The sequence below is a fragment of the Pseudomonas sp. NFACC04-2 genome (assembly GCF_900119265.1).
Classification (GTDB): Bacteria; Pseudomonadota; Gammaproteobacteria; order Pseudomonadales; family Pseudomonadaceae; genus Aquipseudomonas; species Aquipseudomonas fluorescens_AA.
In genome coordinates this window covers 68,516-80,366 of record NZ_FPJC01000008.1, presented here as the reverse complement: position 1 = coordinate 80,366, position 11,851 = coordinate 68,516, and the positions used below count along the sequence as shown (strand labels likewise).

Here is an 11,851-nt window from a genome sequence, read left to right as displayed (position 1 = left end):
TTATCGTCTGGCGGGAAGTTGTTAACGTATGCTTAGTTGGTCACGAGTACTTCATCAATGTGATGCAGCAACTGCCCTTCGAAAAAAATGCTCACGCCGGTGACATGAGACTCGCCGGGTACTTTGTATTCGACGACTTTGTCGGTAATGACCGGCAGTGAAACTTCATTGGAAGATTCAAGTTCCAACTCCAGTCGCAGATCAAAGGACTTGTCCTGCATCGGGCTTCGTACCAGCTTTGGCGTAATGCCGGTGTGGGGTACGGTGACAGTGCCAAAGGTACGGAACGACGCGGCACCTGGCATGCGATCGATTTGCGCGGCCCAATCTTTGGTTGTGATTTTCATGGTAGTAACTCCTGTAATAAAGTTGATTGCGTCCTGCGGGAGCCAATATATCGACTTTGACTTGATAGTGTCTGGAAAATTGAGATGGGTATTGTAAGAAGACGTTAGTTGCTGGGTGAGTTGTCAGGTTGTTTGTTGGTCATGTTATTGATGACGGCTGGAGTATGTTGCTGGGGAAGTAGCAAGTAGTCAGTGATTGAATAGACGGTTTTTCTCCCAGCCAGGGCTCAGGTCACGTCTGGGGACCCGTGGATCGGCAACGCAGAGGGTTTGCGTCAAGGCACAGGCTGCTACATCTGGCGATCCTCGGCCAAAACAAAGGGGCGGGGTGGCAATCCAGTTACGTTTTGGACGGGCAAAGCGCCAATTCTTGTAGTATAACTACAAGCTTGCTACATCCCGGCATTTGCCCATAACAAGAGTCCAGCCCCTTGAACCTGTTGCAACACATCGCCCAGTCACGCCACTTGCTGCGCAAGTCGGAGCTGAAAGTCGCCGATCACGTACTGCTTGATCCAGCGGCCGTGATGCATAGCTCCATGGCCGATCTTGCCCACAGCGTCGGCATCAGCGAACCGACCATCGTGCGCTTCTGCCGGGCCATTGGTTGCTCGGGTTTCCAGGACCTGAAACTCAAGCTGGCGCAAAGCCTGGCCGCCGGAGCGAGCTTCGGTCAGTTTGCGATCCATGAAGATGACTCGGTGGCGGACTACAGCCTGAAAATCTTCGATACCACCCTGCATACGTTGATGGAGGTTCGCGAGAAGCTTGACCCGGTGGCGTTGCAAAAAGCTGTCACGGCCATGTCCCAGGCCCAGCGTGTCGAGTTCTATGGCTTCGGCGCTTCGGGCGCAGTGGCGGCCGATGCCCAGCACAAGTTCTTCCGGTTGCTGCTGACGGCGGCCGCCTATTCCGACCCGCACATGCAGGCCATGTCGGCGGTGACGTTGAAACCCACCGATGTGGCGATCTGCATTTCCCAGTCGGGGCGTTCCAAGGACCTGCTGATCACCGCGAACCTGGTGCGTGAAAGCGGTGCCTCGCTGATCACCTTGTGCCCGAGCCAGACACCGCTGGCGGAGCTTTCCACGGTGAACCTGGCCATCGACGTGCACGAAGACACCGAGATCTACACGCCGCTGACTTCGCGCATCGCCCACCTGGTGGTGATCGACGTATTGGCAATGGGCGTCGCCATGGCCCGTGGCCCGAGTCTGGTCAACCACCTCAAGAGCGTGAAGCGCAGCCTTCGCAGCCTGCGGCTGTCGCCCAAGTCGGTGAAGGCGCTGGACGACTAAAGTCCCGAGCTTTGGGTTGAGGGGTTTTTGTGGCGAGGGAGCTTGCTCCCGCTGGGTTGCGAAGCGACCCCAACGCTTATCCAGACACGCCGCATTGGCAGGTTTGCGCAAGCTCCCTTGCCACAGGGTGTCATCCGCCCGAATTCATCGTTCTGTAACCCCCGCGCCGCCAAACGGTCATCGCGCGCCTTCATCGTGAAACTCCCGTATACGTCTTGGGAGTCTCGACATGACCCAGCCCTACGAAGAACGCAGCGCCGTCAAAACCCGTCGTCAGCAGGAAGATCAACGCCGCATGGCGTTCCGTCGTGCCATCGAAGACCGTTATGAGCAGCGCCAGCTCCTGGCCGAGATCAGCGAGTTTCCTGACGCGGCAGAATTCAATTACTGGCAGGCATCGTCGGCGGCTTCCCGTCGAAACGCTCAACCAGGCCAATGATCTGAGCGCGCTCGCCGCGCACGAACGCCAGGAAGGCGTGGGCCACCGGTGACAGGCGCTTGGCCCTGGCCTGCACCAGGCACCAACTGCGATACAGCGGCAATTCCTCCACCGGCAATTCGATGAGTGCGCCGGACGACAGCTCCCGGCTCACGGCGTGGCGCGTCAACAGCGCCACGCCCAGCCCGGCCACCACGCATTCGCGCTGGGCTTCCGCCGACGCCACTTCCAGCGTCTGGGTGAAATGCACCCGTTTCTCCTTGAAGTATTCCTCGCAGGCCAGTCGCGTGCCGGAGCCAGGTTCGCGCAACAGCAGCGTGTAGGGCTCCAGGTCCTGCAAGCGCAGCGGACCCAGGTGGCACAGCGGATGGTCGGGCGGCGCCACGGCGACGATCGGATTGTTGAGGAAGGGCAGGAACTCCAAACCCATGTCCTGGGGCACCATGGACATGATCACCAGATCGTCTCGGTTGTCCGAGAGGCGTCGGATGACCTGGCCGCGATTGACCACCGTTAGGTTCAGATTGACCTCCGGATGCTGGCGCTTGAACGCGGCGAACAGGTGCGGGACGAAGTACTTGGCGCTGGATTCCACCGCCAGCTTCAATTGACCCTGCAGCGATCCCTGCATGTCCGAGAGCTGCATATCGAGGTTTTCCAGACGCCCGAAGATGTCTCGGCTGGCACGTTGCAGGGCTTCGGCGGCTTCGGTCATGTAGAGTTTCTTGCCGACATACTCGAACAGCGGCTGGCCAATCAGCTCTTCCAGGGATCGAATCTGTAGGCTAACGGCCGGTTGCGTAAGAGACATTTCGTCGGCTGCACGGCTGTAAGACCTCAGGTCGCACACCTCATTGAAAATCTGCAATTGACGCAATGTCATACGCATCAATGACTTACGCATTTTCTAAGCACTCTGGAATGGGGCGGATAAGGCAACTATAAGTCTTTGCTTATGCATGACCCAATAATTATTCATTTTTGTTAATCCACAGCCAGGACTAGTGTGGAGCTGCGACCAATTGTTACATCTGGTCACGCGTCGGCCTGGACCTCAGGCCGTGGTATCACCGGCTCAAGGGAACCTCCAATTGATAACAAAGATCCTGATCGCCAACCGCGGTGAGATTGCCGTCCGCATCGTGCGCGCTTGCGCCGAGATGGGCATTCGCTCGGTCGCGGTCTACTCCGACGCGGACCGTCATGCGTTGCATGTCAAGCGTGCGGACGAGGCCCACAGCATCGGCGCCGATCCGCTGGCCGGCTACCTCAACCCGCGCAAACTGGTGAACCTGGCGGTGGAAACCGGCTGCGATGCCTTGCACCCCGGTTACGGTTTCCTGTCGGAAAACGCCGAGCTGGCAGATATCTGCGCTGAACGCGGCATCAAATTCATTGGCCCGTCGGCGGAAGTCATTCGCCGCATGGGCGACAAGACCGAAGCGCGCCGCAGCATGATCAAGGCCGGTGTGCCGGTCACGCCAGGCACCGAAGGCAACGTCTCGGGCATTGAAGAAGCGCTGACCGAAGGTGATCGGATCGGTTACCCGGTGATGCTCAAGGCCACGTCTGGCGGCGGCGGTCGCGGTATCCGTCGCTGCAACAGTCGTGAAGAACTCGAACAGGCCTTTCCCCGGGTCATCTCCGAAGCCACCAAGGCATTCGGTTCGGCGGAAGTGTTCCTGGAAAAATGCATCGTCAATCCCAAGCACATCGAAGCGCAGATCCTGGGGGACAGTTTCGGCAACGTGGTGCACCTGTTCGAGCGTGACTGCTCGATCCAGCGCCGCAACCAGAAGCTGATCGAAATCGCCCCGAGCCCGCAGCTGACCCCCGAGCAGCGCGCCTACATCGGCGACCTGTCGGTGCGTGCGGCCAAGGCCGTGGGCTACGAGAATGCCGGCACCGTGGAGTTCCTGCTCGCCGAAGGCGAGGTGTACTTCATGGAGATGAACACTCGGGTGCAGGTGGAACACACCATCACCGAAGAAATCACCGGTATCGACATCGTTCGCGAACAGATCCGCATCGCTTCCGGGCTGCCACTGTCGGTCAAGCAGGAAGACATCCTGCACCGGGGTTTTGCGTTGCAGTTCCGTATCAACGCCGAGGACCCGAAAAACAACTTCCTGCCCAGCTTCGGCAAGATCACCCGCTACTACGCCCCTGGCGGCCCGGGTGTGCGCACCGACACGGCGATCTACACCGGCTACACCATTCCGCCGTTCTACGATTCGATGTGCCTGAAACTGGTGGTCTGGGCGTTGACCTGGGAAGAAGCGATGGACCGTGGCCTGCGAGCCTTGGATGACATGCGCCTGCAGGGGGTCAAGACCACCGCCGCGTATTACCAGGAGATCCTGCGCAATCCGGAATTCCGCAGCGGCCAGTTCAATACCAGCTTCGTTGAAAGCCACCCTGAACTGACCAACTACTCGATCAAGCGCAAACCCGAAGAGCTGGCCCTGGCCATCGCCGCCGCCATTGCCGCCCACGCAGGCCTGTAAGGAAAGTATGACCATGTCCAAGAAGATCTTTGTTACCGACACAATCCTGCGCGACGCCCACCAATCGCTGCTCGCCACCCGCATGCGCACCGAAGACATGTTGCCGATCTGCGACAAGCTCGACAAAGTCGGCTATTGGTCGCTGGAAGTCTGGGGCGGCGCGACATTCGACGCCTGCGTGCGCTTTCTCAAGGAAGACCCGTGGGAGCGTCTGCGCCAACTGCGCGCGGCGCTGCCCAACACCCGCTTGCAGATGCTCCTGCGCGGCCAGAACCTGCTGGGCTACCGCCATTACAGCGATGATGTGGTCAAGGCGTTCGTGGCCAAGGCCGCCGTCAACGGCATCGACGTGTTCCGTATTTTCGATGCGATGAACGACGTGCGTAACCTGCGGGTGGCCATCGAAGCGGTGAAGGCCGCCGGCAAGCACGCCCAGGGCACCATCGCCTACACCACCAGCCCGGTGCATACCATCGAGGCGTTCGTGGCCCAGGCCAAACAGATGGAGTCCATGGGTTGCGACTCGGTGGCGATCAAGGACATGGCCGGCCTGCTGACCCCGTATGCCACTGGTGAACTTGTCAAGGCGCTGAAGGCCGAGCAATCGTTGCCGGTGTTCATCCACTCCCACGACACCGCCGGCCTGGCCGCGATGTGCCAGCTCAAGGCCATCGAAAACGGTGCCGATCACATTGATACCGCGATCTCCAGCTTCGCCTGGGGCACCAGCCATCCGGGCACCGAATCAATGGTTGCGGCCCTTAAAGGCAGTGAATTCGACACGGGGCTGGACCTGGAGCTGTTGCAGGAAATCGGCCTGTACTTCTACGCCGTGCGCAAGAAGTACCACCAGTTCGAAAGCGAGTTCACCGCAGTGGACACCCGCGTCCAGGTCAACCAGGTACCGGGCGGGATGATCTCCAACCTCGCCAACCAGTTGAAAGAGCAGGGCGCACTGAACCGGATGAACGAAGTGCTGGCGGAGATCCCGCGGGTGCGCGAAGACCTCGGCTTCCCGCCGCTGGTGACCCCGACCTCGCAGATCGTCGGCACCCAGGCGTTCTTCAACGTGTTGGCCGGTGAGCGCTACAAGACCATCACCAACGAAGTGAAGCTCTATCTGCAGGGCGGCTACGGCAAGGCGCCGGGTTCGGTGAGTGAAAAGCTGCGTCGCCAGGCCATCGGCAGCGAAGAGGTGATCGACGTGCGTCCGGCCGATTTGCTCAAGCCGGAAATGACCAAGCTGCGTGGCGAAATCGGTGCGCTGGCCAAGTCCGAAGAGGACGTGCTGACCTATGCCATGTTCCCGGACATCGGTCGCAAGTTCCTCGAAGAACGCGACGCCGGCACCCTGACTCCGGAAGTGCTGCTGCCGATTCCCGAGGCGGGCAGCGTCAGCTCCGCGGGCGGAGAAGGCGTACCGACCGAGTTCGTCATCGACGTTCACGGGGAAACCTACCGCGTCGACATCACCGGTGTGGGCGTCAAGGCCGAAGGCAAGCGTCACTTCTACCTGTCCATCGATGGCATGCCGGAAGAGGTCGTGTTCGAACCGCTCAATGAGTTTGTCAGCGGCGGCAGCAGCAAGCGCAAGCAAGCCACTGCGCCGGGTCATGTCAGCACCACCATGCCGGGCAACATCGTCGATGTCCTGGTCAAGGAGGGCGATGTGGTGAAGGCGGGCCAAGCGGTGCTGATCACCGAAGCCATGAAGATGGAAACCGAAGTGCAGGCGGCCATCGCCGGCAAGGTCACCGCCATTCATGTGGCCAAGGGCGACCGGGTCAACCCGGGCGAGATCCTGATCGAGATCGAAGGCTGAGTTAACAGCCTCGATACAACGCTTTAACCTCGGGGGGGCATGTGCTCCCCTTTTTTTTTGCCTGTGCTTTGCGCGGTCCCCCTGTGGGAGCGGGTTTGCTCGCGAAAGATGTGTGACCGCCAGCAAAAATGTTGAATGTGCGACGCTTTCGCGAGCAAGCTCGCTCCCACAGAAATGGCGGCGCTATCACCCGGATAGTCAGAACATCATCCGCCACTGCCCCATCAGCGCGACGTTGCGATTGTCCTGGCCGGTTTCACCCTTGTAGCTCACCCCCAATGTGTGTCGTGGCGAAACGGCCAGGTCCAGGCCGGCTTCCAGGAGCAAGCTATCCCGGTCCAGCTCGATGCCCTCGACGGTATAGGTCTTGCCGCCGCCGACGAGACGTTGACGGGAGCTGCCTCGGACGTCGCCATAAAGGTGTTTCCAGCCGACATTCAGGCGCGGCGTCAACCGCGCTCCCTGGTCAAGAACGAAGGGGCGGACGAGGTGCAGGCCCAGCTCGCTGGTGTAGTGGTCTTGGGTCTGGCTCTCGAGCCGCAGCGCCGCGTCGCCACCTTTCTCCGTGAAGCGATCGCGTTGGTAGCGCTGGTAGCCCAGTTGGACATAGGGCTCGATATCGAAATGCCCGACGTCCAGGTTGTAGCCGACCTGCCCGAAGACCTGCTGCGTGTTGGCGCCGTAACGACCTTTGAGTCGATCGCTGAAACCGTTGAAAGCCACGTGGCGTTTGGTGCTGCCGTCGTGATCGCCATACACCGCGCCCAGACGTAGCGCCAGCGGCCCATCCTGACGCAAGGCATAGGCGCCGACATGCCAACTGTCGAGTCGGCCATCAAATCGATGACCGTCCAGCCGCGTCTCGCTCTTGGCGCCTATGATCCCCAGGCGCCAAGTCGGGTTGATCGTCCAGTCGGTTCCCAGCAGCAAACCGGTTGTCGAATGCTTTAGTGCGTAGTCGTTCAGATGCTTACCGATGCGGCCACTGTTGCCGATGGCCTGGACCCAGACCTGCCCATTGCCATGGGCGCCCTGGGAAGTGTTCTGGCCGATGGCCGCGAGTATCCCGGTGCTGATGGGGCCGACACTGCTCAGGGTAGCGTTGCCCAGCTCAGCTGTGTCGTGGCCGCTCAACTGGTCGAGGGCATCGGCGGCGGTGACCAGGCTGCTACCGAGCAGGGCGTTGATGGCGGCGTTGGGCTTGGGAGCCGGTTGGTTGCCGGGCGTGGGCGTGGCGCTGGCGATTTTTGCGGGTTCCGCGGGCTTGGATGTGACGTGGTGGGGTCGCGGCTCGATGGCAGGCGGTTGTGGGGCTGTTGCCGTGATGATGGGTTCTGGGGCTGGTGCCAGGATGCTGGTTGCAAGTGCCTGGCCGTTCTCAGTGGTCGCGGCTTGTTCGATCGGGACATTGTTACGTGTGTAGGTCAGGCCGACCTGTTTTCCCGTGGTGTAGTCCACTGAAGCGCTCATGAACGCAAGGTCATTGACGATCTTCCCGAATTCCCCCTCGACCTTGTCCGCGTCGATCACGATGTGGCTGCTCGTGTCGATGTATTCGCCCGGTACGGCTGCGATTTTCAAGATGGCATTGTCCAGGGTGGCGGTGCCGCCGACCTTGATCGTGGCGCTGCCTTTCTTTGCGCCGATGCCATAGACGAGCGTCGCGCCCTTGGAAAACCTGAGGTCGTTGACCACTGAAGGGGCACCCATGTCAGGGCCGACCTCCATCGAGCCCGCCACGTCGAGCGCGTCGACCGTCCCACTGCCGCTGAACCTGGCCTTTTTCCCCACGAAGACCGGCCCGGCAACGGAGCCCTGGTTAGCGAACTCACCCAGCACGTGAACCGCACCGCCGATACGGCCGGTGTTGAGCAATTTGGCGTTCGAATCAATCAGGCTGCGGCTGTCGAAATCCTTGCCGTTTGACCATTCGCCTCGCTTCAAATACACATCCTGGATATTGCGTATCTCGCCTAACTCGCCGCCTTTGGCGATCTCCAGTTGCAAGACATTGGCACCGCCACCGCCGTCGGTGAGCCCGACGAGTTCGCCCTGCCTGCTGACAATCACCAGATCATCGCTGTCGTCCTTGGAGAGGGGCGTTTCCCGGGCTTTGGTGACTCTATCGATCTTTGTATCCGGGTCATCCGCGAACGCCTTGAGGCGAGCCTGCATCTCGGCGGTTGTTTCGAAGGGGAAGGTTTCCCCGGCAACTGACTGAGCCATCGAAACCTCGGCACAGCCAAGTGCCAAGGCTATGGCCAGCGCGAGGTGTTGGGGCAGGAACAGGTGTTGGGTAGGCATCGAATGCGACCTCTCATGAAGGAGGTTGCACTTTAAAAATTTCACCCTCGGCGGCGATGCCAGTCACTTTCTCGCCGCGAGCAGGATTCGGCGGACGAAATCTGTAGGCAGTTCGTACTGCGATCAGCGTGGCGGTTCGTTGGCTTTCATGGTTCGAAGCTTTGCCTTACAGCCCGCACGGACCTTTCTATTTGACCGGCGTTTGACGGAGCAATGGCCCACCACTAGGCACCTCGTCTAGGCTCGGTGAATGGTTGGGAATGAACACGTTCCTCCTGTGGGAGCGAGCTTGCTCGCGATAGCGGTGAGGCAGTCTGCAGTGATGTTGGCTGTGCCGACGTCATCGCGAGCAAGCTCGCTCTCACAGGTTTTTGTACCGTGCCATGTGAGTCATGCCGGCAACTCTGGCAGCGGCTCAGCGGTTATTCAGATACGCCTTCCCATAATGCCGCTCCATCCGCGCCTGGATCAGCTCCAGCGCTATGGACATCAACCAGTAAATGATCGCCGCCGTGGTGAGCATTTCGATGTAGCGATAGCTGGAACGACCATAGGACTGCGCCAGGAACATCACTTCCCAAACCCCCATCACCGAGATCAGCGAAGAATCCTTGAGCATCGAGATGAATTGGTTGGTGGTCGGCGGGATGATGGTGCGCATGGCCTGGGGCAGGGTGACGCGCCAGAAGATCACCGTTTCGCTCAGGCCCAGGGCGAGGGAGGCTTCGCGTTGGCCGTTGGGGACGCCGAGGATGCCGGCGCGGAAGATTTCGCTCAGGTAGGCGCCGTAGTTCAGCGACAGGGCGATGATCCCGGCGGCGATGGCGCCCGGGACCACGCCCAGTTGGGGCAGGCCCAGGTAGATCAGCAGGATCTGGATGAGCAGGGGCGTGCCGCGAAAGAATGACGCGTAGAAACTGGCGATGCCGAAGGCCACCGCGCTGCTGGACAGCCGCGCCAGGGCGGTGATGAAGCCCAGCAATGACGAGGCGACGATCGAGCACAGGCACAGGAACAATGTCAGCACCGCGCCCTGCAAAAAGCCATTGGGCGCCAGGTGCACACCCAGCAGGTTCGGCAGTTTGTCGAGGATGATGGAGAACTTCAGGTCGAAGCTCAGGAAGAAACTCGCGAACAGCACCAGCATGGCCGCCCAGGTCAGATACAGCCGGGTGCGGAAACCGAAAATTTTCTGCAGGCGTGACTCAGCCACCGATGGCGGTGGCTGAGGGGGTGGAAAAGAAGTCATTGGGTGATGTCGGCGCCGATCCATTTTTGCGAGAGTTTGCTCAAGGTGCCGTCCTGTTTCAACTGGGCGAAGACTTCACGCACCTTGCTGTCCCACTGGGCGTCGCCTTTTTCGATGGCTACCGAGTTCGGTTCGGAATAGAGCGGCTCGCCGGCCAGCTTGAAGCGCTTGTCTTCGGTCAGGCGTGGCTGCGCCGTCACCAGGTTGGTCAGCACCGCGTCCAGGCGCACCCCGGCGCCCAGGCCCAGGTCCTGGAACGCCACGTTGTCGGTATCGTACGGGGCGATCTGTACATCCTCGAACGGATAGCTCAGTTGGGTATCCTCGGCGCCTTCGATCACCAGGTTCTTGTTCAGGTAGCTTTCGTAGCTGGAGGCGCTGGTGAGGCCGACCTTCTTGCCGCTCAAGTCCTTGGCACCGTGGATACGGTCGTCCTTGGCGTTGACCACGATCACCGCGGGCGAAGCGTAGTACTGCACCGGGAAGTCGAACACTTCGGCGCGGGCCTTGCTCGGGGTCATGGAGCAGATGCAGATGTCATAGCGTCCGCTCCAGTGACCGGCCGCAATCACGTCCCAGGACGGCGTCTCCAGGCGCAGCTTCACTCCCAGTTTCTGCGCCACGGCCTTGGCCACATCGACGTCGAACCCGTCGAGTTGGTTCTGATCGTTGAGGAACGAGAAGGGCGGATAGCTTTCCATCAACACGCCGACCAGTTCTTTTTTCTGTTCGATGCGGTCCAGCGTGGCACCGGCAAACGCTTGCGAAGAGGCGGCCAGGAATGTCAGGCCCAGGGCCAGCAATGGTTGTGATTTCACGGAAAGTCCCTGGGTAGAAAAATAAGTTGTAGTTAACCGAATGGTGCGTATTAAATAGTTATAAGAACAACTCCGGTAGTGAGTATTTTTCATAAGCTTATGAGTGAATCGCATATGGGCGCAGCAACGACAGTCATTCTCGATGGCGGCATGGGCCGCGAACTGCAACGCCGGGGCGCGCCGTTCCGACAGCCCGAGTGGTCGGCCCTGGCCTTGAGCGAAGCGCCCCAGGCGGTAGAAGCCGTGCACGCGGCTTACATTGCCAGCGGCGCCAACGTGATCACCAGCAATAGCTATGCGGTGGTGCCGTTCCATATCGGCGAGGCGCGTTTCGCCGCCGAAGGCCAGGCCCTGGCCGCGTTGGCTGGCGAGTTGGCGCAGCGGGCGGTACAGGCCTCAGGCAAAGCGGTGCGCGTGGCCGGGTCGCTGCCGCCGCTGTTCGGTTCCTATCGGCCGGACCTGTTCGACGCTTCCCGTGCCAGTGAACTGTTGGCGCCCCTGGTAAACGGCTTGGCCTCCCATATCGATTTGTGGCTGGCCGAGACCCAAAGCTCCACGGTCGAAGCGCGGGCGATTCACGCCGGTTTGCCGAAGGACGGCAAGCCGTTCTGGCTGTCGTTCACCCTGAAAGACGAAGACACCGATGAAGTGCCGCGCCTGCGCTCCGGTGAACCGGTGGCGGACGCCGCCGCGGTGGCGGCCGAACTGGGCGTCGAGGTGCTGCTGTTCAACTGCAGCCAGCCGGAAGTGATCGGCGCGGCGATTGACGCTGCCCGCGATACCTTCGAGCGCCTGGGCGTGACGATCCACATCGGGGCCTACGCCAACGCCTTTCCGCCGCAACCCAAAGAAGCGACCGCCAACGACGGCTTGGACCCGTTGCGCGAAGACCTCGATCCACCGGGTTACCTGCAATGGGCGGCGGACTGGCGCAAGCGCGGGGCCAGCCATTTGGGTGGCTGCTGCGGGATCGGGCCGGAGCATATTGCGGTATTGGCACAGCAACTGGGCTGAGCCGTCTGGCGGGTGACTGCCCTCACGGCAGGCCAGCCCCACGGCCATGGATA

The 11,851-nt window shown here is 60.7% G+C and carries 10 protein-coding genes; 5 read left to right on the top strand and 5 right to left on the bottom strand.

Going from position 1 to position 11,851, the window contains the following annotated elements:
* Positions 1–32 precede the first annotated feature (32 nt).
* The gene (locus BT125_RS13210) at positions 33–347 is read right to left on the bottom strand and encodes a hypothetical protein (RefSeq protein ID WP_072407556.1); all 315 of its coding nucleotides are present in this window, start codon (positions 345–347) and stop codon (positions 33–35) included.
* Between the two features lie 431 nt (positions 348–778).
* Here BT125_RS13210 and hexR point away from each other — a divergent pair, with 431 nt between their 5' ends.
* Together hexR and BT125_RS13200 are read left to right on the top strand one after the other, a co-directional pair.
* Entirely contained in the window at positions 779–1,645 is an 867-nt protein-coding gene (gene hexR, locus BT125_RS13205; protein ID WP_003187110.1) for a transcriptional regulator HexR, read from the top strand.
* A gap of 229 nt (positions 1,646–1,874) precedes the next feature.
* Complete coding sequence (locus tag BT125_RS13200; protein ID WP_072407554.1) at positions 1,875–2,084, top strand: PA3496 family putative envelope integrity protein; 210 nt, start codon at positions 1,875–1,877, stop codon at positions 2,082–2,084.
* On the opposite strand, the gene BT125_RS13195 is transcribed toward BT125_RS13200, so the two are convergent.
* Positions 2,026–2,988 carry a LysR family transcriptional regulator gene (locus BT125_RS13195; RefSeq protein WP_072407551.1) on the bottom strand — a complete coding sequence of 321 codons (963 nt, stop codon included), beginning with the start codon at positions 2,986–2,988 and terminating at the stop codon, positions 2,026–2,028. The genes BT125_RS13200 and BT125_RS13195 overlap by 59 nt on opposite strands.
* 187 nt (positions 2,989–3,175) lie before the next feature.
* On the opposite strand from BT125_RS13195, the gene BT125_RS13190 reads away from it, so the two are divergent.
* Both BT125_RS13190 and oadA read left to right on the top strand, forming a co-directional pair.
* The gene (locus BT125_RS13190; protein WP_025216234.1) at positions 3,176–4,591 is read left to right on the top strand and encodes an acetyl-CoA carboxylase biotin carboxylase subunit; all 1,416 of its coding nucleotides are present in this window, start codon (positions 3,176–3,178) and stop codon (positions 4,589–4,591) included.
* A gap of 13 nt (positions 4,592–4,604) precedes the next feature.
* Positions 4,605–6,413: a sodium-extruding oxaloacetate decarboxylase subunit alpha gene (oadA, locus tag BT125_RS13185; RefSeq protein WP_072407549.1), complete on the top strand. Its 1,809-nt coding sequence runs from the start codon at positions 4,605–4,607 to the stop codon at positions 6,411–6,413.
* Positions 6,414–6,611: 198 nt separating this feature from the next.
* On the opposite strand, the gene BT125_RS13180 is transcribed toward oadA, so the two are convergent.
* The 3 genes from BT125_RS13180 to BT125_RS13170 all read right to left on the bottom strand — a co-directional run bounded on the left by BT125_RS13180 (position 6,612) and on the right by BT125_RS13170 (position 10,784).
* Positions 6,612–8,639, bottom strand: a complete 2,028-nt coding sequence (locus BT125_RS13180; RefSeq protein WP_371857806.1) for an autotransporter domain-containing protein — start codon at positions 8,637–8,639, stop codon at positions 6,612–6,614.
* A 493-nt stretch (positions 8,640–9,132) separates the two neighbouring features.
* Positions 9,133–9,966: an amino acid ABC transporter permease gene (locus tag BT125_RS13175; protein ID WP_060739974.1), complete on the bottom strand. Its 834-nt coding sequence runs from the start codon at positions 9,964–9,966 to the stop codon at positions 9,133–9,135.
* Positions 9,963–10,784: an ABC transporter substrate-binding protein gene (locus tag BT125_RS13170; RefSeq protein WP_072407545.1), complete on the bottom strand. Its 822-nt coding sequence runs from the start codon at positions 10,782–10,784 to the stop codon at positions 9,963–9,965. Before BT125_RS13170 ends, BT125_RS13175 begins: the two co-directional genes overlap by 4 nt.
* Before the next feature lie 114 nt (positions 10,785–10,898).
* Here BT125_RS13170 and BT125_RS13165 point away from each other — a divergent pair, with 114 nt between their 5' ends.
* Complete coding sequence (locus BT125_RS13165) at positions 10,899–11,798, top strand: homocysteine S-methyltransferase family protein (protein ID WP_072407543.1); 900 nt, start codon at positions 10,899–10,901, stop codon at positions 11,796–11,798.
* The last annotated feature ends 53 nt before the right edge of the window (positions 11,799–11,851 follow it).